This is a genomic window from Clostridium fessum, assembly GCF_027698965.1.
GTDB lineage: Bacteria > Bacillota > Clostridia > Lachnospirales > Lachnospiraceae > Otoolea > Otoolea fessa.
Window position 1 is genome coordinate 462,573 of sequence record NZ_JAQEQF010000001.1, and the last position, 25,337, is coordinate 487,909.

The 25,337-nt window shown below is 49.3% G+C and carries 27 protein-coding genes; 5 read left to right on the forward strand and 22 right to left on the reverse strand.

What is annotated here, in order from left to right:
- Positions 1 to 57 precede the first annotated feature (57 nt).
- From PG862_RS02180 to PG862_RS02240, 13 genes are all read right to left on the reverse strand, one after another.
- On the reverse strand, positions 58 to 651 hold the full coding sequence (locus tag PG862_RS02180; RefSeq protein WP_117796562.1) for a YHYH domain-containing protein: 594 nt from the start codon (positions 649 to 651) through the stop codon (positions 58 to 60).
- Between the two features lie 152 nt (positions 652 to 803).
- The gene (locus PG862_RS02185) at positions 804 to 1,892 is read right to left on the reverse strand and encodes an AAA family ATPase (protein WP_333563183.1); all 1,089 of its coding nucleotides are present in this window, start codon (positions 1,890 to 1,892) and stop codon (positions 804 to 806) included.
- 266 nt (positions 1,893 to 2,158) lie between these two features.
- Positions 2,159 to 2,284 carry a hypothetical protein gene (locus tag PG862_RS02190; RefSeq protein WP_270224331.1) on the reverse strand — a complete coding sequence of 42 codons (126 nt, stop codon included), beginning with the start codon at positions 2,282 to 2,284 and terminating at the stop codon, positions 2,159 to 2,161.
- Positions 2,285 to 2,438: 154 nt separating this feature from the next.
- A complete protein-coding gene (locus PG862_RS02195; RefSeq protein WP_118628385.1) occupies positions 2,439 to 3,215 on the reverse strand; it encodes a hypothetical protein in 777 nt (258 codons plus the stop codon).
- Positions 3,216 to 3,629: 414 nt separating this feature from the next.
- Complete coding sequence (hisIE, locus tag PG862_RS02200; protein WP_118628383.1) at positions 3,630 to 4,316, reverse strand: bifunctional phosphoribosyl-AMP cyclohydrolase/phosphoribosyl-ATP diphosphatase HisIE; 687 nt, start codon at positions 4,314 to 4,316, stop codon at positions 3,630 to 3,632.
- A 365-nt stretch (positions 4,317 to 4,681) separates the two neighbouring features.
- Positions 4,682 to 5,440 carry an imidazole glycerol phosphate synthase subunit HisF gene (gene hisF, locus PG862_RS02205; protein ID WP_118628381.1) on the reverse strand — a complete coding sequence of 253 codons (759 nt, stop codon included), beginning with the start codon at positions 5,438 to 5,440 and terminating at the stop codon, positions 4,682 to 4,684.
- A gap of 84 nt (positions 5,441 to 5,524) precedes the next feature.
- The gene (hisA, locus tag PG862_RS02210) at positions 5,525 to 6,235 is read right to left on the reverse strand and encodes a 1-(5-phosphoribosyl)-5-[(5-phosphoribosylamino)methylideneamino]imidazole-4-carboxamide isomerase (protein ID WP_118628380.1); all 711 of its coding nucleotides are present in this window, start codon (positions 6,233 to 6,235) and stop codon (positions 5,525 to 5,527) included.
- Positions 6,236 to 6,313: 78 nt separating this feature from the next.
- Positions 6,314 to 6,931: an imidazole glycerol phosphate synthase subunit HisH gene (gene hisH, locus PG862_RS02215; RefSeq protein ID WP_022360499.1), complete on the reverse strand. Its 618-nt coding sequence runs from the start codon at positions 6,929 to 6,931 to the stop codon at positions 6,314 to 6,316.
- 108 nt (positions 6,932 to 7,039) lie between these two features.
- A complete protein-coding gene (gene hisB, locus PG862_RS02220) occupies positions 7,040 to 7,636 on the reverse strand; it encodes an imidazoleglycerol-phosphate dehydratase HisB (RefSeq protein ID WP_118493391.1) in 597 nt (198 codons plus the stop codon).
- Positions 7,637 to 7,745: 109 nt separating this feature from the next.
- Positions 7,746 to 8,861: a histidinol-phosphate transaminase gene (gene hisC, locus PG862_RS02225; RefSeq protein WP_118626958.1), complete on the reverse strand. Its 1,116-nt coding sequence runs from the start codon at positions 8,859 to 8,861 to the stop codon at positions 7,746 to 7,748.
- Between the two features lie 6 nt (positions 8,862 to 8,867).
- Positions 8,868 to 9,584 carry an ATP phosphoribosyltransferase gene (gene hisG / locus PG862_RS02230; RefSeq protein WP_118628379.1) on the reverse strand — a complete coding sequence of 239 codons (717 nt, stop codon included), beginning with the start codon at positions 9,582 to 9,584 and terminating at the stop codon, positions 8,868 to 8,870.
- Positions 9,578 to 10,750, reverse strand: coding sequence for an ATP phosphoribosyltransferase regulatory subunit (locus PG862_RS02235; RefSeq protein WP_270706348.1), 1,173 nt, complete (start codon positions 10,748 to 10,750; stop codon positions 9,578 to 9,580). Before PG862_RS02235 ends, hisG begins: the two co-directional genes overlap by 7 nt.
- Positions 10,751 to 11,011: 261 nt before the next feature.
- Positions 11,012 to 11,779, reverse strand: coding sequence for an NAD(P)-binding domain-containing protein (locus PG862_RS02240; protein ID WP_270706350.1), 768 nt, complete (start codon positions 11,777 to 11,779; stop codon positions 11,012 to 11,014).
- 403 nt (positions 11,780 to 12,182) lie between these two features.
- Between PG862_RS02240 and PG862_RS02245 the strand changes: the two genes are divergently transcribed.
- The 5 genes from PG862_RS02245 to PG862_RS02265 all read left to right on the forward strand — a co-directional run bounded on the left by PG862_RS02245 (position 12,183) and on the right by PG862_RS02265 (position 17,223).
- On the forward strand, positions 12,183 to 13,523 hold the full coding sequence (locus PG862_RS02245; protein ID WP_118628376.1) for a TrkH family potassium uptake protein: 1,341 nt from the start codon (positions 12,183 to 12,185) through the stop codon (positions 13,521 to 13,523).
- Between the two features lie 13 nt (positions 13,524 to 13,536).
- Positions 13,537 to 14,184, forward strand: a complete 648-nt coding sequence (locus PG862_RS02250; protein WP_022360492.1) for a potassium channel family protein — start codon at positions 13,537 to 13,539, stop codon at positions 14,182 to 14,184.
- A 17-nt stretch (positions 14,185 to 14,201) separates the two neighbouring features.
- Complete coding sequence (locus PG862_RS02255) at positions 14,202 to 14,486, forward strand: hypothetical protein (RefSeq protein WP_147341938.1); 285 nt, start codon at positions 14,202 to 14,204, stop codon at positions 14,484 to 14,486.
- Positions 14,487 to 14,567: 81 nt separating this feature from the next.
- Positions 14,568 to 16,529, forward strand: a complete 1,962-nt coding sequence (locus PG862_RS02260) for a DUF4118 domain-containing protein (protein ID WP_107000892.1) — start codon at positions 14,568 to 14,570, stop codon at positions 16,527 to 16,529.
- Positions 16,522 to 17,223 carry a response regulator gene (locus tag PG862_RS02265; RefSeq protein ID WP_022360489.1) on the forward strand — a complete coding sequence of 234 codons (702 nt, stop codon included), beginning with the start codon at positions 16,522 to 16,524 and terminating at the stop codon, positions 17,221 to 17,223. The genes PG862_RS02260 and PG862_RS02265 overlap by 8 nt, the downstream gene beginning before the upstream one ends.
- 176 nt (positions 17,224 to 17,399) lie before the next feature.
- Here the strand turns inward: PG862_RS02265 and PG862_RS02270 are convergent, their stop codons facing one another.
- The 9 genes from PG862_RS02270 to PG862_RS02310 form a co-directional block, all read right to left on the reverse strand.
- Positions 17,400 to 17,888: a MogA/MoaB family molybdenum cofactor biosynthesis protein gene (locus PG862_RS02270; protein WP_117796574.1), complete on the reverse strand. Its 489-nt coding sequence runs from the start codon at positions 17,886 to 17,888 to the stop codon at positions 17,400 to 17,402.
- Positions 17,889 to 17,917: 29 nt separating this feature from the next.
- Positions 17,918 to 18,355, reverse strand: coding sequence for an MOSC domain-containing protein (locus PG862_RS02275; protein ID WP_270706351.1), 438 nt, complete (start codon positions 18,353 to 18,355; stop codon positions 17,918 to 17,920).
- Between the two features lie 130 nt (positions 18,356 to 18,485).
- The gene (gene moaA / locus PG862_RS02280; RefSeq protein ID WP_118628375.1) at positions 18,486 to 19,466 is read right to left on the reverse strand and encodes a GTP 3',8-cyclase MoaA; all 981 of its coding nucleotides are present in this window, start codon (positions 19,464 to 19,466) and stop codon (positions 18,486 to 18,488) included.
- Positions 19,463 to 19,939 carry a cyclic pyranopterin monophosphate synthase MoaC gene (gene moaC / locus PG862_RS02285; protein ID WP_022360485.1) on the reverse strand — a complete coding sequence of 159 codons (477 nt, stop codon included), beginning with the start codon at positions 19,937 to 19,939 and terminating at the stop codon, positions 19,463 to 19,465. Before moaC ends, moaA begins: the two co-directional genes overlap by 4 nt.
- A complete protein-coding gene (locus PG862_RS02290) occupies positions 19,914 to 20,924 on the reverse strand; it encodes an NTP transferase domain-containing protein (protein WP_117796576.1) in 1,011 nt (336 codons plus the stop codon). The genes moaC and PG862_RS02290 overlap by 26 nt, the downstream gene beginning before the upstream one ends.
- Position 20,925: 1 nt before the next feature.
- Positions 20,926 to 22,014 carry a sulfate/molybdate ABC transporter ATP-binding protein gene (locus tag PG862_RS02295; protein ID WP_117796577.1) on the reverse strand — a complete coding sequence of 363 codons (1,089 nt, stop codon included), beginning with the start codon at positions 22,012 to 22,014 and terminating at the stop codon, positions 20,926 to 20,928.
- Positions 22,011 to 22,790: a molybdate ABC transporter permease subunit gene (modB, locus tag PG862_RS02300; protein WP_107000898.1), complete on the reverse strand. Its 780-nt coding sequence runs from the start codon at positions 22,788 to 22,790 to the stop codon at positions 22,011 to 22,013. Before modB ends, PG862_RS02295 begins: the two co-directional genes overlap by 4 nt.
- 200 nt (positions 22,791 to 22,990) lie before the next feature.
- The gene (modA, locus tag PG862_RS02305) at positions 22,991 to 23,845 is read right to left on the reverse strand and encodes a molybdate ABC transporter substrate-binding protein (protein ID WP_117796578.1); all 855 of its coding nucleotides are present in this window, start codon (positions 23,843 to 23,845) and stop codon (positions 22,991 to 22,993) included.
- 390 nt (positions 23,846 to 24,235) lie between these two features.
- Positions 24,236 to 25,312 carry an XdhC family protein gene (locus PG862_RS02310; RefSeq protein WP_181357204.1) on the reverse strand — a complete coding sequence of 359 codons (1,077 nt, stop codon included), beginning with the start codon at positions 25,310 to 25,312 and terminating at the stop codon, positions 24,236 to 24,238.
- Between the last annotated feature and the right edge of the window lie 25 nt (positions 25,313 to 25,337).

Genomic DNA, 25,337 nt, shown 5'->3' on the forward strand with positions numbered 1-25,337 from the left:
GAAAGCCATGCGGCTTTATTACACAACCGCATGGCTTTTCTCTTCCATCTCCTATTTTTATTTGCAAACCCGGTTCTCCAACTGCCCACTCTGCACATAATGTGTATAGTAAGCCTTCAAATCGTCTCCAAACACTGCCGCCAAATCCGGGTTATTTGCCTTATATACACTGACATCGAAATTCTCCGATGCTCTGCGTCCTTCTACCATACCACACGTATAAAAATGCTCAAATAACTTTTGCGAATCCAAGCCAATGACCGACTGCAAATCTGGATTATTCATATAATAATAATTTGCATCAAACACCGGCTGATACGTGTTCATCTGTTCCGCTACCTGATTCTGATTACCTGCGGACTGTGCCTGTGTCTGAGTCTGCGTCTGGCTGGACGTATTTCCATTCGAAACAGCCCCATTCTTATACGGGCAGACTCCATTTGGATGAAGATGTGCCTCATGGCCGCCACAATGATAATGATAACTTCCCAGACCGCTCTTATTCTTGTAGTCATGATGACCGCCTTGTGCATCGGTTCGTCCCTGATGCGCCTCAGCTGTAATCATCGTCATATTTGAAACTGTTGTGAAAGATGCCGTCAGCATCATACAGGATAAAAGCGCGGTTCCAAACTTTTTAAAACGTTTCATAATAACTCCCCCTTGTAACTGTAAAATGAAATGCTCTCCAATTTAATTGTAACATTTCCATACAGAAAACACAAGAAAATTGCCATAATACCGCACTAATTCTGCCTTATAAAACCATGCGGTTGCCATTACACAGCTGACACATACTCTTCTTACTCACCTTCTTTCAAGGAAAACTCCTTAAGAAATGGAATTCCTCCATATACCCCCGCCAGATAATCCTTTTCAAATGATGCATCGGAACGCACCTTAAAGTCCGAAAGCGCACATAATTCCGAATGTCCCAGCTCGTCTTTCTGTACAAACCAAATCTGGTCCCTTCGGAAGAATTTTTTATCCATTAATGTCGTATCATGTGTAGTATAAATCAGCTGAGCCATTGAATTGTTATCATAAAATAAATCAATAAAAAATTTTAACAACAATGGATGTAATTTTACATTTAGCTCATCCATCACCAGTACATAATCATTGATAATTGCCATATGTGCATGGATAAAAAGCATGATACTCTTGATTGTACCTTCTGACTCATCGTATAAATTCAAAGGATATAATTCCCCATCCGCCCCTTTATGAAATGTAAAAAACAGCGTTTCTTTTTCTTTATAAGTAATATCCTTTATTCCAATATCTATTGCGGTAAGAAACTCTAATAACTTTTCCTTTTTTCCATCAATCACCTTAGGTAAAAGAGCATCTAAAAACCTTGTATCTTCATAGTCATCCGACATAAAAACCAGTACATCTGTAATTCCTGAATAAACCGTTTTAAAAATATCTGTTTTTAACTTGAGCTTATTAAAGAAAGATAACAATAATGTCTCTGGTGGAATTTGATCTTTATAAGCTTCACATTCTTTTCTAACGGACACCCCTAAATTTACTTTTTGCATCGTCCTCTCAAAAATCGTCACTTTACGGTTTGTCTTTAAACTCTTTCTGTACAGCCATTCCATCACGATCTTCTCAGAATTGTACTCAAACCCATACTGATACTCCTCGTCCCGCAGAATCTGTACAATCTCAAATTCTGAATTACCTTTGTTCTCTTCAAAAGAAAATGGTTTACTGCATTTTTTGAGTACGGACTCAGCTCCGTCATCAACATTGTTCAAAGATTGGGAAACAATCCGCCGAAAAAGCTGTAGTGCCCACACGAAATTGGACTTTCCGCTGGCATTGGCGCCATAAATAGCTGCTACCCGCAGGAATTTTTCCTTGGTATCTATATCAATCAGGTTCGACGGTGCTCTTTATAAGCGCTGATTGCTGTCATATCAAAAATCGTTTCTTCTTTAAAGGAAAGAACGTTTTTCATTTTAAATTGCACCAACATGTTTTGTACCTTCTTTTTATATAATATACAAATTTCTGATTTTTATATCAACATTTTTGTGATTTTTCCGTTATTTTATTGATTTTATGTTTCATAATTACTCTATCCGTCTCTCTCAATTACAAAAAAAATCAAGATTCTATGCCGGAATAGAATCTTGATCATCAATTAGCCGCGATACTTTTCGCGAGGGATTCGCAGGCAGAACACCTTGAGGCCATATTGTGAAGCCCAGATGCGCACGCCCTTACGAGTAATATATGGAGTATATACTAAGACATATTCCTTATCCATAAGGCGGTCACCTCCTTTTTTGAAGGTTCCTCTTGAAATCCCCGACAAAGTATGATACATTTAAAAATGTAAATACGTATCCCGGCATACTCGTCGGCAGAATTTGTGCTGCAACACAGATTCAAGAGGCAGAACACCTATGGGTGGTCTGCTTTTATTTTTCCAACTCTTCTTTTAAGTTGGAAATAAAAGTGGGTAACATGTTTTCAATGTAAAGTGTGATGAAATCTAAATCTTTTTCGGTCACATTCTGGGGAATGATAACCTTTGCCACAGAACCAGAAAGTGTTGGTATTGTAAAACAATACGCCGACGGCTCCATCGACGTCAGAACTTCCTCTTTGGATTCAGCGGTACTATTTTCACTAACCTCTTTAGAATCTTTAGAAGAACTTTCATCCTCAAAGGAGTCAATATCATTCTCATCTGATTCCAAAAGAATAATGCCGTTTTTCAGTATTCCTACCTGCTCTGCATTTTCAATGAATTTCGCAGCGGCAATATCCTTAGCGCTTTTCGTTAGATTGTATTCTAAAAGAAGTATATTACTAAGCTTATCTTGACTAGGAAGGGCCTGGTTTTCATATCTTTCCACGATCTTACGATATAGCGGAGCCGATAAAAAGCTTTCTACGATAGCGCGTCTGGTATCTAATTCATTAACCGGATAGACAATCCGCTTGGCAAGTTCTGTCAGTTCAACCGCTCCATTTGAACCTCGAATCAATCCAAACTGCTTTGCAGTACTAATCTTTGCCCGAAAGGAATTTGTCTTCACGCTAAATCCAAGAACACTTGCAACAGTATTGATAGATACACGCTTTCCACCGATTTTTACAATTTCATTAATGAAATCCACAATTTCTTTAATAGAAAACATGGGATACAGTGAACTTCTTTCCTTTATATTTTTTTCAGCCGACTGTGCCATCTGAGAATCTCCCTCCTTAAATCCACGTCTAGTATAGCATCTACCATCCACTTCGTCAAGACTTAAACTTAATTTGATTCTCAATGTGTTCAAAATTTGATTCTTATTTACGTCCATTCTCGTAAAAACTATGTTTTTTACATTGTAAATTTAAAATTGAGTGCACATATCATTAAAAAGGACCATATTATTTTTCTTATATTTTGCGAAACAGCATCTGTTGTCATTTGCTGTTTCACAAATTTCATTTTTTCCTTCTGCACTCCTATTTTTAACCTGATTCTCCAGGCATTCCATACACTTAATATATATAATTTTCGTATAAAAATAGGCTATTGCAAACACCTGCATCCGCAATAGCCCATTCTTACCTTCTACTATATTCGTCACTCTCCAAAAACTTAAAAGAGCTTTCTACCGCATATACTCCTGCTTCACCTTATGATCCACCACATGCCGCTTCGCCAGCTCTTTCGTCACATCCTCTACGCTGATGCCCGCGTCTGCCATCAGAACCATGGCATGATAACACAGGTCTGCCAGCTCGTAGATCGTTTCGTCCTTGTCTTTCTTCGCTGCCGCGATGATAACTTCGGTGCATTCCTCGCCGACCTTTTTCAGAATCTTGTCCAGACCTTTGTCGAACAGGTAGGTGGTGTAGCTTCCTTCCTTCGGATTCGTCTTACGTCCCATAATGAGGTCGTAAAGTCCCTCATAGGAAAACGGCGTAATCTCCTCGTTCTGGTAAACCGGATCAAAGAAGCAGCTCTCCGCGCCCGTATGGCACGCCGGACCTTCCTTGACTACCTCGACAATCAAGGTGTCCTTATCGCAGTCCGCATAAATACTGGAAATATGCTGCACATTCCCGCTCGTCTCACCCTTTCTCCAGAGCTCCTGACGGCTGCGGCTGTAAAAACACGTTTTCTTCTCCCGAAGGCTGATCTCCAGACTCTCCCTATTCATCCAAGCCATCATCAGAACCTTCTTGCTATAATGGTCCTGCACAATCGCCGGAATCAGACCTTTCTCATTAAACTTTAACTCATCAATCTTAAACGACGGCTCTACGCCTGCAATCTCGTTGATATTCTCACTCATATTTTTATCCTGCCTTACCACATAAAATTTTAATTACATCGTAACTGTTCAGTACCTTCACAGTCACGCGCAAAATTCCATTAAAATTGCCTACGGCAATGGGATTTTTGCCTGCTGGCCCACGTTTTCGTACGGTCAGCGCAGCGCCGACGCTCTCCTTCGTGATCCACAGGAGAACAGGCATCCAAAAACTGTAGAAAACATCGCATACGCCGGTGCTTAGTGAGGTCTTTTCGAACTTAGCACCGCTGCGTAGGCGCAAGAGCGAAAGCGTTTTTCGGAAGTTTCTGGATGCCTGTTTTCCGTCCCTCTCACGAAAAAGCACCGCCCTCAAACTTCTCACTCCCTTCGCAATTTAGGATGATTTAGATCAACCGCATCTCCACCCCATTCTCCGCCAGATACTGTTTCAATTCCTTAATATTCACTTCTTTCCGATGGAAAATGCTTGCTGCCAGTCCCGCGTCGATCTGCGGATACTGGAAGAGGTCTAAAAAATCTTCTTTCTTTCCCGCGCCTCCCGATGCAATAATCGGCACATCGACACACTTCGCGATCTCCAAAAGCATCGGAATATCAAATCCCTGCTTCACACCGTCCGTATCTATACTGTTGACCACCAGCTCGCCTGCGCCGCGTCTGACGCCGGATTCTGCCCATTCCAGCGCATCAATGCCTGTATCGACACGCCCGCCCTGCTTAAATACGTGGTATTCGTCTCCAACACGTTTGACATCCATCGAAAGCACCACACACTGATCGCCGTAGCGGTGTGCCGCCTCGGTAATAAGCTCCGGATTTTTGATCGCGCCGCTGTTGACGCTGACCTTGTCCGCGCCGCATTTTAAAACGCGGTCGAAATCATCCAGCGTGCTGATGCCGCCGCCGACCGTCAGCGGGATGAAAACCCTTTTTGCCGCCTCAGTCAGGATGTCGGTAAAGATTTTTCTTCCTTCTACACTTGCCGTAATATCATAAAATACCAGCTCGTCCGCGCCACTCTGGTTGTAAAATTCTGCCATCTCGACCGGATCCGCCACATCCTGGATTCCCTCGAAGTTGACGCCTTTCACGACACGCCCGTTCTTTACATCCAGACACGGAATAATACGTTTTGAAATCATGCCGTTCCCTCCTGATTTCTTTTTCTGATTATTCATTCGAATGATTCGAATGATTTTTTTTCCGCTTTTTATACGACGCTTCTCCTAAACGGAATATTTCAGTGCTTCCTTTAAATCAATCGCACCCAGATACAGCGCTTTTCCTAAAATCGCACCATACACCTCTTTTTTCAAGATCTCAATCTCCTTGAGGCTGCTGATTCCACCGGACGCCACGATATCCAGCCCTTCAATCTGCGATAATTCTTTATAAAGCTCCAGGTTCGTTCCCTGCATCTTTCCATCGCGGGAAATATCGGTGTAAATGACCGTTTTCACTCCCGTATCGCGCAGGCGGCGGCAGAAGTCAACGCCTCTTACCTCGCTCGTCTCAAGCCACCCGTGAGTCGCCACAAAACCGTCCTTCGCGTCCACACCGACTGCAATTTTATCGCCGTATTTGCGGACCATTTCTTCGACAAATGGATAATTTGTGACCGCCACCGTGCCGAGAATCACGCGTCCGGCTCCGAGCGACAGGTATTTGTCGATGGATGCCTCGTTGCGGATGCCGCCGCCGACTTCTACAAATAATCCCGTTGTCTTAATCAGCTTCTCTATCGTGTCAAAATTTGCCAGCGCCGCGTCTTTCGCGCCGTCCAGATCGACCACATGCAGGTTTTTCGCGCCCTGCTCCTTGAATCCCAGCGCCACCTCTTCCGGCCGGTCGCTGAATACTGTCATCTGGTTATAATCGCCTTGCACCAGGCGCACCGCCTTGCCGTCCCGCAAATCAATCGCCGGAAATAGCTCCATGTCCGTTTCCTCTCCATAACTGTTTAAATCCAATCTACAAGCCTGAAAAAACAGTTACCTTTCTTGTTTTTCTATTAATTATATCTCCGAAAACGCCTTCAGAATCCGCAGTCCCACTTCCCCGCTCTTCTCCGGATGGAACTGGCAGCCCATGACATTTTCATTTGCCGCGGACGCCGTGACCGGAATGCCGTACTCCGAGGTTGCCAGCAGACTCTCATCACAATCTTTTCCATAGAAGCTGTGGACAAAGTAGACGTAATCGCCCTCTTTGCTGTATTTAAACAGTGGATGTTTCTTTCCTTTTTCCGTCAGATGCAGGCTGTTCCAGCCCATGTGCGGCACTTTTAGGTTTGCCGGAATGTCTTCTTTTAAGTCTGCCATCACGCCCGGAATCAATCCCAGACCCTGATGCTCGCCGTATTCATAGCTTTTATCAAAGAGAAGCTGCATTCCGAGGCAGATTCCCATGATCGGTTTGCCTGCTTTTGCTTCATCCAGCAGCGGCTCTGCCATTCCGGATCCGCGCAGTTTCGCAATCGCATCGCCATACGCGCCGACGCCCGGTAAAATGATGTGATCCGCTTTTCTTAAATCTTCCGGATCGCGGCTGACTTTATTTTCCAGTCCCAGATAACTGAGGGAGGAACTGAGGGAAAACAGGTTTCCCACGCCGTAGTCAATAATTGTTATCATTTGCAGCCTCCTATATCAATTCATGTATGTTCCCGCAGTCAACGCAGGAACCTGCTGAATCATTATAAACCCATTAAATAGATTTGTTATACTTACTTTTATCTTAGATCATAATACCCCTTTTGTCGATGGAATCTCGTCCCGGTACTTCTCGTCAATCGACACCGCCTCGCCGAGCGCGCGTCCCAGTCCCTTGAACATCGCCTCGATGATATGGTGGCTGTTTTCGCCGTGGAACATTTTAAAATGCAGCGTCATCCGGCTGTTGGAGGACAGTGCAATCATAAATTCCTTTACAAGCTCGGTATCAAAATCGCCCACTTTTTCGGTCGGAATCTCCACATCCATGACCAGATAGGAGCGTCCGCTTAAATCGAGGGCCGTCATCACCAGTGTTTCATCCATCGGAAGCAGGAAGCTTCCATAGCGGCGGATGCCCTTTTTGTCGCCCAGCGCCTCTAAAATTGCCTGTCCCAGGGCAATTCCGATGTCCTCTGTCGTATGATGGTAATCGACCTGCGTATCTCCGTCACATTTCAATGTGAGGTCAAACCGTCCATGTCTGGCAAAGAGCTCCAGCATATGGTTTAAAAATCCGCAGCCCGTATCGACCTGATATTTTCCCGTTCCATCTAAATCAATCGACAGGCTGATTTTCGTCTCTGCCGTGTTTCGTTCTAATGAAATCTTGCGTTCTCTTGACATTTCTGCCAGCCTTCCTTTCTTATTCACAGCTGCCCCATCTACAAAAACCATGCTGCCAGCATTTTCATACGGTTCCTACAGTAAATGCGTGAACCTATTGAATTCCAGCCTATCTTACAACTGCACTTCTCGCCGCTTCCACCAGCTTCTTCGTCTCCTCAACAAACGTTTCCATCTCTTCCTCGGATCCGATGGAAATGCGGACGTAATCTTTGATCCGCTCGCTGTCCCAGCGTCTTACCAGGATTCCTGCCTCGCGCAGTCCGTCAAAATAGACTTTTCCCGGCATATCGCCGCTCTTGGCAAAAATGAAGTTGGTCTTCGAATCCAGCACAGTAAATCCAAGTGCCCGGAGCGCCTCGGTCGTTTTTTCACGCGTTTTGCAGATGCGCCCGGTACATTCTTTCGTGTAGTCCCAGTCGCGCATCGCCGCCGCGCCAGCCAGAATCGACAGGCGGTTGACGTTATACGGGTTAAAACTGTATTTGATCCGGTTCATATCCGCGATAAGTTCCGGGTTTGCGATCGCAAATCCGACGCGCGCGCCGGCTAAGCTGCGGGATTTGGAAAAGGTCTGGATAATCACCAGATTTTCGTATTTCGGAAGCAATGATACACACGATTCGCCGCCGAAATCCACATACGCCTCATCCACCATCACAACGCGGTCCGGGTTGGACGCCGCTACTTCCTCAATCGCAGAAAGCGGCAGGTTCATGCCTGTCGGAGCGTTTGGATTGGCGATGATCACATTATTTCCGCAATTTTTATACGGTTCGATATTTAAGGTAAAATCTTCCTCCAGCGGAACTACCTTGAACGGGATTCCATAGAGCCCGCAGAGTGCCGGATAAAAGCCATACGTCAGATCCGCGAACTGAAGCGGCGCGTTCTGGTCGCAGAATGCCCGGAATGCAAAACCTAAAATCTCGTCGGAACCATTGCCCGCGATGACCTGGTTTGTTCCCACGCCGTAGTGGTCGGCGATCGCCTCGATGAGGATGCGCTCTTCCGGATCCGAATAAAGGCGTAAATTTGCAAGTTCCAGCGGCATAATTTTAGAAGAATTTTCCTCATACCCCGCCAGAATCGCCTCCGCAACCTTCGGGCTCGGTGGATACGGGCATTCATTGGTGTTCAGCTTGATAAATTTCCGTCCCTGTGGCTGCTCGCCCGGTGTGTACGGAAGAAGTGATTCGCTTGCTTTGCTCAAAAAACGGCTCATATCTGCCTACGCCTCCTTTTTGTCCTCTGCGGCTGCTTCGTTTGCTGCCTGTTTCTCTTTCTCTGCTTTTTCCTTCTTTTCCTGTTCTTTCTTCTTCTGGTGTTCTTCCACCGCGCCCTTCAGCTTCTCCGCCATCTCGGTGATCTGCTGGTTCTTGAACTCAAAGCTGCTCTTGTTGGCGATGAAACGAGCGCTGATCGGCAGGAACTCTTCCAGCACTTTCAAGTGATTTTCACGGATTGTGCTACCCGACTCGACAATATCCACGATGACATCCGAAAGCCCCAGAATCGGCGCCAGCTCGATGCTTCCGTTTAATTTGATAATATCAATATCGCGTCCCAGCTTCGCGTAATGCTCTTTCGCAATATTCGTAAATTTCGTTGCCACGCGCACCGGGCGATCCTTGTCCTCGACGTAATCCTCTTTTCCGGCCACGCACATCCGGCATTTTCCAAGTCCCAGATCCAGAAGCTCATATACATCCGGGTTGCTCTCCATCAGAATGTCTTTTCCGACGATTCCGACATCTGCCGCGTGGTGTTCGACGTAGATTGCCACATCACTCGGCTTGACAAGCAGGTAGCGGACACCCGTTTTCGGATTTTCAAACACCAGCTTTCTATTTTCGTCGTAAATACTCTTGCAGTCATATCCGACCGACGCCAGAAGCTCATACACCTGATCGCCCAGTCTTCCTTTTGGCAGTGCTATGTTTAACATCTCACGCCCTCCTTTCCGCTCTCCTGAAAGGCCGTTTCCCGATCCTCTTCCAGGGAAAGGCGTCCATCATATCGGTACAGATAACAGTAACGCAGATCCTCCGGCACCGTTTTCTCCACCCGCACGCGCAGTCCCTGACGTCGCAGGCTTTCAACCGCCTGGCACAGGCGCACCACATCGACGCCCGGCTCATAAAGCACCAGTGCATCGACATCATAGCGGATACTCTTCTCCGGCAGGCGCTCCAGCTCTTTCAGATAGATGGCAAATCCGATGGCATCGGCTTTCTTTCCGAGCTTCGCCATCATGCCATCGTACTGACCGCCGGAAAGCACCTGGCGTGCCAGCCCGTCTAAGAATCCCTGGAAAATGATGCCGTTATAATACTCAATGTCATTGATCATCGAGAAATCCAGGCGCACCTTGTCAAGCTGTCCGCCCAGTCCCATCGCCTCCAGAACCTCATACAGGCGGGATAACAGGGCAACCGCCTCTTTCATTTTCGGCGTATCCGCGATCGCACCTGCCTCTGCCAGCACCCGCCCAAACTCTCCGTACAGCCCGGAAACCTTCAACAATTTCTCTGTATCGCCCTCCGGCAGTGCCAGATCCGCGCACAGCTTTTCCAGCCCGCTGCGGTTTTTCGTCCGGATCAGCCCTAAAATGATATCTTTCTGATCGGCATTGACCGGAAGCTCTTCCATCAGTCCCACCACGAAATCCATGTTGGAAATCTTGAGCACATAGTCCGTCTCAAAATCCGCCAGACTCTTGAGCGCCAGCGCCAGCACCTCCGCGATCACGCAGTCATCCACGCCGCCCATGCACTCCAGTCCCATCTGGCTGATCTCTTTGTAAGTGTGGCTTTCCTTGCTCTCACGGTACACACTCTCCAGATAATAGACCTTCTCGCACGTATTTTTATCTGCTTTGGTGTTCTTCGCGATGCTCAGCGTCACGTCCGGCTTGAGAGCCATCAGGCGTCCGTCCAGATCCGTAAACGTTGGTACATTTTCGCCTAACAGGAAGCTCTTATTCGCTGCATACAGGCTGTATTCCTCAAACCGCCCCATCCGGTACTTGCGGTATCCATAGCTCTCATAAAGACCTCTCAGCCGAAGCGTCGCCGTCTCCGCCCTCCGAAGGCTCTGAATCTCTAAATTCATGCTCTATCTCCTCTCAACTGCCGCCGCAACCGCCCCGGCTCAACAAAATCCGCCGGACAATCACCCGCTCGTCTATATCCTGCCGTTATAGCTCCCATCACTTTTGTTTATCTCGCTATCATGGTAGCGTACTAAAGTGTTTTCTATATACTATCATTCCTTCTTAAAAAAAGCAACTACTTTTTTAGAATACTCACACTTTAATTAAAAGAAAAACTCGGGGCGTGAGAAATGTGCGCCCCGAGTTTTTCCACCTCGACTCTATTCTTTTATAACCTTCTCCAAAATCGGCCCCAGAATCTCCGTCCAAGGCGTATACGCATCCTTTTCCTCCAGATGCGTCAGCGCCATCCAGTTCAGTCCTCCCGGTGTCATTTCTCTGGCAAGGTCTTCCAGATCCCCGTCCCACGTCGCTGCCTTGCGGGACAGCGCCCCAGTAAATTCGGTGATGTATGCCCGTGCGGATGGCTCATCCAGCCCGTTTCTCTCACACCACTGGATAATGACGGTCAGAAGCATATAGTAAGCGCTCATCAGGCCCGTCGTGCTCCTAAGGATCGCGATCTGCTTCGGCGTATCGACCGGAACCGGCTTGCCGACGTGACTCATCAGATCGACCACCTCCGGGATATCCGGGTAAATCACCACCGGTCCGAAGCGGTTCGCCGCGAAGGTCAGAGGCACAACATCCGCCAGAATCTCTCTCTGTCCAAACATTTCCTCGATGCGCTTTAAGCTCAGCGTTGCAACCAGATTGATAAACTTCTTCTCCGGTCCGATATGAAGCGGTTTTAAGATATCTTCCGCCGCCTTCGGAAGGAGCGCCGCAAAGACCCAGTCCGACCGGTCCACAACTTTCTGGTTATCCGCCGCGACCGACACGATCTCCGGGTATTTCTCATGCAGCATCTGCGCCCGTTCTTTATTTCTCGGCGATACAACGATCTGCAGATTCTCCATTCCGCTCTCGCAGAATCCAGTCACGACGGACGTCGTAATGATTCCCGTTCCAATAAATCCCAGTTTCATAAACTTCTACCCTCTCTTTCTCCTCTCCGTTTACCCGAAATTTTTCCAGACGATTCCGAGCGAACTTTTCTGATAGTTACTCCCCCGATTTTATTCACATACACAGTATACAACCAAAAACACATATTTTCCAGCATCCTACTCATATCTCGGCGCACTTTTCCGGGTTTTCATCGTAATTCCTCCCTCAACCTTCGCAGCCCACTTTGATCCGGCGCCTTATTTTATCGTTCATATCCTCCTTGCCATTTTTTTTGAAATTGTCCACTTCCGCAAATAAAGCGATTGAAATAAGCCATCTCCTCATCTTTATTCAATCTTAATACGTCGTAAATCTCCCTTATCCGCTCTTAAAATCTCCAGCTGTATAATATGACCATCACAGAAATAAGGAGCTGTCTTTATGCCTGAAGAGATTATTCGACGAAAGCGCCGCCTTTCGTCTTTTCAAATTATCACATTAGGGTTTGCCGGGGTCATTCTACTCGGAGCGCTACTGCTGATGCTGCCGATCTCCACGACTGGAGAGAATATTACTCCATTCAATGAAACGCTGTTTACTGCGACCTCTGCCGTCTGCGTGACAGGGCTTGTAGTACAGGATACAGGCTGCTACTGGTCAACCTTTGGGCAGGCGGTTATTCTGGCACTGATCCAAATTGGTGGTCTTGGTGTCGTAACCGTAGCAGCATCGTTTGCGCTGTTGTCCGGGCGAAAAATTTCTCTGATGCAGCGCAGCACCATGCAGGATGCAATTTCAGCACCAAAGGTCGGCGGAATCGTCCGTCTGACACGCTTCATCCTGCGAGGGACGTTTCTGATTGAGCTACTGGGAGCGCTTGCCCTGCTGCCGGTATTCTGCCGGGACTATGGATGGCGCGGCATCTGGATGGCGGTATTTCATTCCATATCCGCTTTTTGCAACGCCGGGTTTGACATTCTTGGGACAGAAAGCAACCACTATCCATCTCTTACCGGCTACGCGGACAGCCCGGTAATCAATATCACGATTATGCTGCTGATCGTGATCGGCGGTATTGGATTTCTGACGTGGGATGACATCTTTGAAAACAAGTGGCGGTTTCATCGCTACCGAATGCAGAGCAAGGTGATTCTGGTCACGACAGGTTTTTTAATTTTTCTGCCTGCTATGTTTTTCTTCTTTTCAGACTTTTCCGCGCTTCCCGCCGGAAACCGGCTGCTGGCATCCTTTTTTCAGTCTGTCACGCCGAGGACAGCGGGCTTCAACACGGTAAATCTTTCCACGATGTCCGGTGCATCACAGGGCGTAATAATCCTTTTGATGCTCATCGGCGGTTCTCCAGGTTCTACAGCAGGCGGTATGAAAACAACGACACTGGCGGTTCTGCTTGCCAATGCCACTGCAACCTTCCGCCAGCGCGATAGTGCCCGATTTTTCGGACGCAGAGTCGATTGCAGCGCCGTCAAGACCGCCGCGACCATTCTGACGATGTACTTGATGCTGTTCTTTGGCGGTGCTGTCTTTATCAGCGCATATGAGAATCTTCCGCTGTCTGTCTGCCTGTATGAAACGGCATCGGCGGTCGGGACGGTGGGATTGACACTTGGTATTACACCGCAGCTGCACATTCCATCGCAAATGGTGTTGATCACGCTCATGTATCTGGGCAGAGTCGGCGGTCTTACCCTCATTTATGCGACATTTTCCAGCAAAAAGGTGGGGAATGCAAAGCTGCCGCAGGAAAAAATCACGATTGGATAAGGAGTCTTTTCACATGAAAAACATTCTATTGATTGGCACAGGCCGCTTCGGACGGCATATTGCAGTACAGCTTTCTCAGCTGGGGCATCAGGTCATGGCGGTCGATACAAACGAGGAACGAATCAATGATGTGCTGCCATATGTCACCAACGCACAAATTGGCGACAGTACAAACGCGGAGTTTCTTCGCTCTCTTGGCATCGGAAATTTTGATGTCTGCATCGTGACCATCAGCGGGAACTTTCAGAACTCGCTGGAAACCACCTCGCTGCTGAAAGAACTGGGTGCGAAGTGCGTGGTGTCGCGTGCCGAGCGTGATGTGCAGGCGAAGTTTCTGCTTCGCAACGGTGCCGACCAGGTAGTCTACCCGGAAAAACAGGTGGCAAAATGGGCAGCGATCCGATACACTGCCGACCATATTTTCGACTACATAGAGATCGACGAGCAGCACGCCATTTTTGAAGTAGAAGTTCCGGCCGGGTGGATCGGCAAAAGTGTTGGTGAACTGGATATTCGCAGAAAGTATGGCATTAACATTCTCGGCATCAAACATTCAGGAAAAATCGACGCTTCCATTACGCCGGATACGGTGCTGTCCGGGGAAATAACGATTTTAGCGTTGGGCGAATACAAAGCGCTGCAAAAGTGCTTCCGAATCTGAATGGACGGTGAGGGTATATGGAAGATAGCGTTTTGATCGCTGGGACGGCGCTAATGTTCCTGTTCGGCTGGTTTTTGATGAAACGGCTGGATCGCTTTCTGGACGAAAATCAGAAGCGCATCAAAGAATCGTCTGAACAACAGCAGGCTGAACCGTGCGTGCATCTGGTCGGAAATATTTCTCCTGACGAACTTGAGGAAACATTTTCTCAGTTTCGCAATAGTCATGCCCATGTAGAAATCGTGATCTATGATTCAGAGCAAATTTCTTTTCCGGACAACAAATCCAATTGGGCGCAGTAGAAACCTTCACATTTTGGTGCTATAATTGCTATAATATTGTTTAAGAGGGGTGGTGAAAATGTGCAGAATAAAGGAAGCGAAATGCCAAAAGAGCATATTCTTGTGTGCCTGTCCTCGTCTCCATCCAATGAACGCATTGTACGAATGGCAGGGAAAATGGCACAGGCATTTTGCGCCAGTCTTACCGCACTTTACGTGCAGACCCCCGGAGACGCTGATATGAACGCGGAAGATACCGTCCGTTTGCAGGCGAATATGCGTCTGGGGCAGCAGCTTGGCGCAGAAATTGTCACAACGCATGGTGAAGATGTGGCGACACAGATCGCGGAATATGTGCGGCTCTCTGATGTGACCAAAATTGTGATTGGACGAAGCGGCATACAGCGGCGGCATTTCTGGAGCGAATCGACGCTGACAGAACAGCTCATTACGCTTGCACCGGAGGTAGATATTTATATTATTCCGGATGTGGAAGCCTATAAGAACTGCCGCAGAAATCAGCCGCTTACTATCCGCCCGGCGTTTCCGACCGCCCGGGAACTACTTCTGACCATCGGAATTCTGGCAGTTACGACGGTCATCGGATGGATTTTTCTGCGGCTCAGCTTTGCAAATGCCAATATCATCATGGTTTACCTGCTGGGTGTGCTTCTGACTTCCACTTTTACCAGCGGATATACCTGCGGTGTGCTGTCCGCTTTTTTGAGTGTCCTCCTGTTCAATTATTTTATGACGGAGCCCCGGCTGTCTTTGGCAGCCTATGGCAGCAAATACCCAATAACCTTTGCCGTCATGTTCGCGGCTGCACTTTTGACAAGTACACTTGCGGCCAAGCTCAAAGCCCACGCACAGCTATCCGCACGGGACGCTTATCGCACGAAGCTCCTTTTTGATATGAACAGACAGCTCCAAAAAGCGGAAACGCCGGAGGAGGTCTATCGGATGACCGCGACGCAGATACAAAAGCTCATGCAGCGAGACGTTCTGATTTACCCGGCACAGGGCAACGCTCTGCTGGATGGGAACATTTATCCGGCTGACGGAAGTAGTCCATACAGCATCCCAGATACCGACCGGGAACAGAACGTGGTTCAATGGGTCTGGCAAAACCGCAAGCGCGCCGGAGCAACGACGCAAAACTTTCCAAAAGCAAAACGGCTGTATCTTGCCATCCGTACCGGACAGCAGATTTACGGTGTTGTCGGGATTCCGATGGAAAAGCAAACGCAGCCTGACGCATTTACATCCAGCGTTCTGTTCTCCATCCTCGGCGAGTGCTCTCTGGCGCTGGATAACCTGCGAAATGCCAGAGAAAAGGAAGAAGCTGCCGTTCTTGCAAAGAACGAACAGCTTCGCGCCAATCTTTTGCGTTCGATTTCTCATGATCTCAGGACACCACTGACCTCGATTTCCGGCAACGCAGATACGCTGCTGCACAGCTATGACGTGTTGGATGAGCAGACACGGAAACAGATTTTTACGGACATTTATGACGATGCACAATGGCTGACGGGACTGGTTGAGAACTTGCTTTCCATTACGAAAATTGTAGACGGCAGCGTAAAGCTGCACCTTTCTGATCAGGTCGTGGATGACATCATATCGGAAGCACTCAGGCATATTGACCGAAGAGCGGCAGAACATCACATCGCAGTAGATTGCGGAGACGTACTGTTGCTGGCACGGATGGACGCAGGACTCATCATGCAGGTGCTCATCAATCTGGTGAATAACGCAGTCAAATATACCCCGGTTGGCTCGAACATCCGGATCACGGCAATCCCGCGAGAAAATATGGCTGAAATATGTGTCAGCGATAACGGTCCCGGTATTCCGAATGAACTGAAGGAACGTGTTTTTGAAATGTTCTTTACTGGGGGCAATCCAATTGGCGACAGCCGCCGAAGTCTTGGACTAGGACTTACGCTCTGTCAAACCATTGTTCATGCACATCATGGTGAAATGACGTTGAAAGACAATTCGCCGCATGGCTGCATCTTTTCCTTTACAATACCACTTAGTGAGGTGAACTTAAATGAATAAGCCGCTCATCCTCGTTGTAGAAGATGATACCCCGGTGCGAAATTTAATAACGATGACACTAAAAACTCACGAATATAGGTATCTTTCGGCGCAAAACGGCGCAAGTGCCGTGATGGAAGCGCTGTCTCACAACCCGGACATTGTACTGCTTGATCTGGGGCTGCCGGATATGGACGGCGTGGAAGTCATCCAAAAAATCCGCTCGTGGTCGAATATGCCGATCATTGTGATCAGCGCCAGAACAGAGGATTCCGATAAAATCGGGGCGCTGGATGCTGGGGCGGATGATTATCTAACGAAGCCTTTTTCCGTGGACGAACTGTTGGCACGACTGCGGGTGACGCAGCGGAGACTGTCGATGATGAAAACAGACTCCGTGCAGGATTCTCCGATTTTTACGAATGGTGCGCTGAAAATCGACTATGCGGCAGGCTGCGCATATCTTGACGGCACAGAGCTGCACCTGACACCCATCGAATACAAGCTGCTGTGCCTGCTCTCCAAAAATGTTGGTAAGGTTCTGACACACACCTATATCACGCAGCAGATTTGGGGCAGCAGTTGGGAAAACGATATCGCTTCTCTGCGGGTGTTCATGGCGACCCTGCGCAAAAAGCTGGAACGCGGAAAAGACGGGCAGCAATACATACAAACACACATCGGAATCGGCTATCGGATGCTCCGCATCGAGTAAGTAATTCCTGAACTGAACATTCATGACTGAATGGAGTAGATTTCTTGTGGTCATTCCATTCTGCCCCAAATAAGCTGACCATCGTTGAAATAGCGAGGACTTGAAAGTCCTCGCTATTAGCATACATCGTCTTACATATTATATCTGTTTTTCCATCTTCGTTTTTGCTGCTTTCCCTACTTTCTAGCACACTCCCCATCAAGCCCCAAAAGGATTTTTAATCCATGATCCAGCTGCGGCAGAATGTACTCCAGACACTCCCGCACCGCCTTCGGACTGCCCGGCAGGTTGACGATCAGCGTGCGTTTACGGATCCCACTTGCCGCTCGGCTTAACATCGTCCGCTTTGTAAATTGTAAGCTGTATGCCCGCATCGCCTCCGGGATACCCGGAACCATCCGTTCCGCGACCGCCAGCGTCGCCTCCGGCATCACGTCGCGCGGAGAAAATCCCGTTCCGCCCGTTGTTAAGAGCAGATCGGCCTTTCCCTCATCGCAGATCTCCTTCATCGCCTCTTCCAACATCGCCTGGTCATCCGGCAGCACCTTCTGCCAGACCACCTCATAACCAGCCTCTCTCACCATTTCTGCGATTACCGGACCACTCACATCCTCCCGTTTTCCCGCGTACCCGGAGTCACTGGATGTAATAATTGCTGCTCTCATTGGTTTCCCACCTCTCTTTGATCTCTTTCCTACGCTTCTTCCAGAATCTCCAGATTATCTCCCTCTTTGATCACGCCGCCGTGCAGCACCTTCGTAAATACGCCCTCGCGCGGCATGATACAATCGCCCATCGTCTGGAAGATCGCGCATCCATGGTGGCATTCTTTTCCGATCTGTGTCAATTCCAGCACGACGTCGTTGCATTTAAATTTTGTCCCGATCGGGAGCGTCTTGAAATCGATTCCTTCCACGACCAGATTTTCACCGAACGCGCCGTCCTCGACTTTCGCACCACGCGCGCGGAATTCCTGAATCCGGTCATATGAAAGAAGGCTGACCTGACGGTGCCATTTGCCCGCATGGGCGTCACCCTCGATTCCATAGTCCTCGATAAGACAGACCTGATGGACATTTTTCTTCTGAACACCTTTGATTTCACTGGTACACGTTGCGATTACTTTTCCCATGATTGTTTCCCCTTTTCTATCCATAAATTTTCCGATTTCATATTTCATATACGATATTTCACTTGTAACATTCCGCCGGCTCACACTTTCACCGCAGAAACCATAATCATAATCCTCACAAACACCCTGCTTATCCGCCTATCTGGGACATTCCCCGGTGTTCCCGATCCGTAAATTCCGTCTTTTTCTCAAAATTATGTCCCTTCGGCTTTTCCGCAAGCGCCTGTCCGATCGCCCGGCGCAGGTCTTCATCGGTACCGCCGCCGCGCAGAATGGTCTTTAATTCCACCCCATTGTCATACTGGAGACAGGTCTTTAAGAATCCTTCCGATGTCAGCCGGATCCGATTGCATTCGGAACAGAATTTATGGCTGACCGCGCTGATAAAACCGATCCGTCCCTGAAAGCCAGGGACTGCGAAATAATGGCACGGGCCATTTCCTGCCACGTCCCCGCACGGGGTAAAGGTTCCAAATGCCTCTTCCAGCGCATGCTTCAACGCATCCTCTTTCACAAAGGCAAACTGCGTCCCCATGCCGATCGGCATCATTTCGATGAAACGCACGTGCACGTTATGGTTTTTCGCCAGTTCCGCCACCTCTAAAAGCTTTTGCTCCTCGATCCCAAGCACCGGCACACAATTTATCTTGATCTGCATCCTGCCTTTCTGGATCGCCGTCCGAAGACCGCGTCTGACCGCTTCGAGCTCATCCCGGCGTGTGAGCTGCCGGTACACCGACGCATCCAGCGTATCCAGGCTGATCGTGACTGAATCAACCCCCGCGTCCGCCAGCGCATCGTACATTTCTTCTAATAAAACACCGTTCGTCGTGATCGTCAGGCTCTTGATTCCCGGAATCTGTTTTAACGCTGCTGCTAACTCCGGCAGTCTCCGGCGCACCAGCGGTTCGCCTCCGGTCAGCTTGATTTTCTGAATGCCGTTCTCTGCCAGAATCTGGCAGACCCTCTCGATCTCACCAAACCGCAGGATCTCTTCATGGGAAATGCTGCTGACGCCTTCCTCCGGCATACAGTACACACAGCGCAGGTTGCATCGGTCGGTCACGGAAATCCGGACGTAGTCGATCGTTCTGCCGTATCCGTCTATCATCGCACAAATTCCCCGCTCTTTCCTCCCGATTTTGCATCGAGATGTATCTCTCCGATCTCCATCCGCTTGTCGATCGCCTTGCACATATCATAAATGGTCAGAAGCGCCACGCTGACGCCGGTCAGCGCCTCCATCTCGACGCCGGTCTTTCCTTCCAGCTTAGCAGTACAAAGTGCCTTGATCGTCAGCTCTTTTTCATCCACCTCAAAATCCACGCTGCATTTCGTGATGAGAAGTGTGTGGCACATCGGGATCAGGTGTGCGGTCTGCTTCACCGCCATGATTCCCGCCACACGCGCCACCCCCAACACATCGCCCTTGGCAACCGTTCCCTCCAGAACCGCCTTCATGACCGCTTCATTGACGTGAATCTTGCCGGATGCCGTCGCCGTCCGGCTGGTAATCTTCTTTTCCGTTACATCTACCATGATCGCATTTCCCTTTTCATCAAAATGCGTTAATTTCTCTTCCATCTGTATCCTCCTTTTCCTCTTCTTCCGGCTCCAGAAAGATTTTCTCAAACGCTGCTTCTGCTGCCGCCTGCACTGCTGCTTCCATCCGGCGGAATTTTTCTAAAAACACCTTTCCCTCCGGCGTCAGCACAGAAAATCCGCCCTTGCTTCCGCCCGTCTGGCGCTCTAAAAACTGGATTCCCAGCTGCGCCTCCGCGATCTTGAGCATTTTCCAGCCCTTGCTGTAAGAAATATCCCGGATCTGACAGGCACCGAGCATTGAACCACTCTCAGCAACTGCCTCCAGAAAATCCGCCGTCAGCGCGCTGAAGCATTCTTCCTCGCGGCTCAGCGAAATCGACGCCCGAAATGCCAGCTCCCCGCGCTTCTGCCTGTCTTTTTCGTAGGCAAGCAGCGATTCGTAGTCCATTTTCGTGTTGGTGTCCAGTAAAACACCCGGATCTTCAACCTCGATCTCCCGGACACCTTCGCCCCACGCATCCATTGCGCCGCGGAGTCCTTTTCCACCCCGGTACGTTAAGATATGTCCAAACACTTCCTTCGACAGCATGACCGGGTGTCCTTTTTTTCCCTGACAGACCGGTACTGCCATGCTTCCGGGCGCCTGCGCCATCTTCTCGATTGTGTCCGCCGTGATCATCGGCACGTCGGCAGGGAACAACAGCACCCGATCGGCTTTTTTCTGGATATGGCGCAGTCCCATGCAGATTGAGCCGTACATCTGCGATGTCTCATACCGCTTGTTTCGGATACAGACCGCACCACGGTGTGAAATATGACGTTCCAGCACATCTGCCTGATACCCGGTCACGACGACGATCGGCGAGATCCCCGCCTGCCGGATCGTGTCGATCTCCTTCTGTATCATCGTGGTCTGCCCCATCCGGAGCATCGGCTTTAATTCTTCCATGTGCGCCGACCGCCCTGCCGCCAGGATGATCGCGCCTGTTTTCCCATCTGCCATACATATCCCCTTTTCTATCATTCTAACCTTCTTTTAAAAGCATGATATCTCCCGGTGCAATTCCCAGCCGGACGCGGTCTCCGCGCTGATACTGGTTTAGTGAATCACTCTGCTTATAGTCTACCTTCCACCAGATCACCTCGCGTTCCAGTGCATTTTCTTTGTCACCCGCTGCCCCTGCATTTTCCACTGGACGCAGCAAAACATCCCACTCAAATGGCTGGCAGAGTGTGTCCCCCCACTCGCACGTAAATTCATTCGCACTGCCGCGCGCCGGATAAAACTGATGCGCCCGGATGCCGATATAGGCATGCTCCGCGGCAACTGCTTCTTCGGTCTGAAACGTGAGTCCCCAGTCTAGCGCCTCCACCTCATATTCGCCGATCCGCCGGATCCGGCTGAAGTTTTTACAGCCTGTCAGGCGTGCCGCAGTGACATTTTCCGGTTTCTGAAAAATCGCCCGCGTCTCTCCCTTCATCGCCACCTGTCCGCGGTTTAAGATGATGCTCTTCTCGCAGAACCGATAGACCTCGTCCCGGCTGTGGCTAACCATCAGCACATCGCCCGTGTACCCGCGGAGTACCTCGCGCACCTGGAACTGCAGTTGTTCCTTCAGATAATAATCAAGCGCCGAAAATGGTTCATCCAGCATGATCACATTCGGCTCATAGACGAGAATGCGCGCCAGCGCCACACGCTGCTGCTGTCCGCCGGAAAGCTGGGACGGATACCTTTTTTCAAGCCCTTCTAATTTAAAGAGACGGATCATGCGGGCAGCTGCCTCCTGTTTTTCCTCCTTGCTGCCCGAAAGCCCCGCTGCAATGTTGGTTTCTACGGTCATATTCGGAAACAATGCATAATTTTGGAATAAATAACCGATTTTCCGCTTCTGCGGCGGCAGGTTGATGCGCTTTTCCGAATCAAAGAGCACCCTGCCATTTAACACGATCCGCCCTTCGTCCGGCGTCTCAATTCCGGCGATACACTTGAGCGTCATGCTCTTGCCGCTTCCGGAGGCGCCGAGAATGCCCATGACGCCGCCATCGGTGTTAAGCGATACGTCCAGCGAAAAGCCGGAAAATCTCTTTTTGATTGCCGCCTGCAGGCTCATCCCGCGCCTCCCTTCTGTGCATCCGCTTCCCTGTCCGCAAACAGTTCCACCGAAACCTTTGCATCCTGACCGCCCGCTTCCACACTGTTATCCTTCTTTTTATGATTGCTGCTTCCGCGCATATCCCGCCGCGACAGCACATTCATCAGCACGACGACCAGGAAGGAAATCACCACGATGATCCACACATACTGGTATGCCATCGACATTTTTCCAGCCGCCACCTGTGAATAGATGGCAAGCGGCAGTGTCTGCGTCTTTCCGGCGATATTGCCCGCCAGCATCGCGGTCGCACCGAACTCGCCCAGTCCTCTCGCAAAGGCAAGGATCGCGCCGCTTAAGACGCCCGGCATCGCCGACGGCAGAATCACCCTCCAGAAAATGCGGCTCTCGGAAAATCCCAGCGTCCGAGCCGCATAGATAAGCGTCACATCGACCTGTTCAAACGCGCCGCGCGCTGCCCGGTACATAAGCGGAAATGAGATCGCCACCGCCGCGATCACCGTTGCCGCCCATGAAAATACAATCTTGACGCCAAACAATTCCAGAAACAGCTGTCCGAGCGGTCGTTTTACACCGAAAATCATCAGCAGGAAGAAGCCTGCTACCGTCGGCGGCAGGACCATCGGAAGCGTCAGGATGCCGTCCAGCACCATTTTCACTTTCTCAGAGCGTGCCGATACCACCAGCCGCGCCATCCAGACTCCCAGAAAAAACGTAATAATGATCGACAGCGTTGCTGTTTTCATCGATATCCATATCGGAGACCAGTCCATCTTTCTTCCCCCTTTCCTATGAAATGTACTCTCGGAGTCTTCTCGACTGAGATAAAAACTGCCGCAGAACACCTGGTTTTCAGCGGACCCTGCATTCTGCGGCGGATTTTATTCCCTACGTTGTTCACTGTCTGTCCTTCGCCGTCCTGTTTTCTGTTCACACAGTCGGCTGCATATCCCAGACAGCCATCGCTCCCGGCTTATTTATTTGCTGTGAAGCCATACTCCGCAAAGAAGGAGAGCGCATCATCAGTTCCCAGATAATCTACAAACTTCTGTGCTGCATCTTTCTTTGTGCTTGCGCTTACAACGCCAACCGGATAGATAACCTTCGATACGCTTCCTTCCGGTGCATATCCGATAACCTTTACCTGGTCAAACTGGTCGCTGGTGGTTGCATCGGTCAGGTACACGATACCTGCATCAGCGCTTCCGGCTGCTACCCAGCTTAAAACCTCGGTTACGTTGGTACCAAAGCTTGTCTTAGCCTCTACATCATCCCACATACCCAGGTTCTCAAAGGCTTCCTTGGAGTACTGTCCAACCGGAACACTCTCTGGATCGCCGAGTGCAATCTTCTCTGCCTTTGTAATATCCTCAAAACCGGTAATTCCCAGTGTGGAATCCTTCGGAACGATCAGGGCGATCTTATTTTCCAGAAGCTCTACGACAGAATCTGCATCAACCAGTCCCTCGTCCTCCAGCGCGTTCATCTGCTTCATCGCTGCGGAGAAGAATACGTCTGCATCTGCGCCCTCTTCAATCTGGGTCTGCAGCTTTCCTGAACTGTCAAAGGTAAAGCTCAGCTTGATGTCCGGATTCTCTTTCTCAAATGCCGGCTGAATCTTGTCTTCCATAACGTACTGAAGGCTGGCTGCTGCCGCTACCAGAATCTCCTGCTGGTCGCCGGTTGCCTCTGCTTCTGCTTCGGTCTCTTCTGTCTCAACTGCCTCCGTTTCCGGTGCTGCTGTCTCAGCCGGTTTGCTGGATGAACATGCGGTCAGGGATGCTGCCGCCATCGCTGCTGCTATTACAAGTGCCCACGTTTTTCTCATATCTTGGTTCCTCCCTCATTTCACGCACATGTTTCCGGCATCCTCCTCGTTTCGATTCCTTACGCCATAGCAATGTGGTTTTTACCCTTCCGTTATTTTTGAAAAATTATAATGATATTTGCTAATCAAATAGTAGCACGTGGCACTTTTTTTGTCAATCTTTACAATAATTCTTATTTAATGCTCGTCGTCGTTATGTGCATCAAAAAATAACGCGGCTTTTTTCTGCATTTTCCCTTTATTCTTATGAATTTTCCAGTTTTTCTTTCCAAGCCCTTCCGTCTATTTTCGTGAAATTGTTATGATGATTTTTCATGTATTTTATTTTTATCTTTTTATTTTTCATTTATTTGAAATTTTTTATCCAAATACGCCGGTGCTTCGGTTTCCTTACCGGTCACACGGTTCCCGATCCGTGGCAAAGTCTTCCACCAGCACATCCATAATGCCGCCGCAGACCATTCCTTCATCTTCCGCTGCCTCGCCGGTCAGATCTACATGAACTACTTTGTACCTGCTGCTTCCGATCAGAGAACGTGCCTCGCCCAGCACGGCCGCCTCGCTGCAGCCGCCGCCGATGCTGCCGAGAATCCGTCCGTCCCGGTAGACAATCATCTTCGCGCCTGCCCCGCGCGGGGAGGATCCCTTTGATTCAATCACCGTGACCACTGCTTTCGACTCATCCGGCTCCTCTGCCAGGCGTTTCAGCACATCAAAATCCAGATCGGAACGGTTTTTCACACGTTTGTCTTCCCGATCCATGCGCTTTACCTGTATGATCTCCGCCAGAATCGAGATCGCGATCTCCTCCGGTGTCACACCGCCGATCTTTAAACCGATCGGGCTCTTTAAACGGCTCATTCGCTCTGGATCGTAACCTTCTTCCAGAAGCTCCTGTTTCACGATACCGACGCGGCGTCTCGAACCAATCATGCCGAGATACGCCGGTTCTTTTCCTTTTCCAATCATCCGCAGGCAGTCCGCATCGTGGCGGTGTCCGCGCGTAACGATACAGATATAGTCGCTCTCCTGAATCTTGAGTTCTTTGATCGCATGCCCAAAGTCATCACAGATCACCTTCTCTGCCATCGGGAATCGTCCCGGATTCGCGAAGGAAAGGCGGTCGTCCACCACAGTTACCAGGAATCCGACGCGCGCGCCAAATTCTGCCACCGGAAGAGCCACATGGCCGCCTCCGAGAATAATCAGGCGCTCTTTCGGGAAAAATGGTTCCGCCACATTCCAACTGCTTCCGGCGCGCCCACAGACCGGCTGCCCCTGTGTCAGGGCTTCTTTTCCAATCTCCGACGCCTCTGCGCCTTCTTTCAGTTCACAGCGCATATCTGCTAGATTTCCCTCTTCTCCCACAAAGCTTCTCTCGAGCGCCAGACACGGCGTCCCTTCCAGTTTTTTCAGAATCTCCCCATACAGATTCATATCACGCACTTCCTCTCTTTTATACTGCATGAGCCATCCATTTCTCATTTCGCAG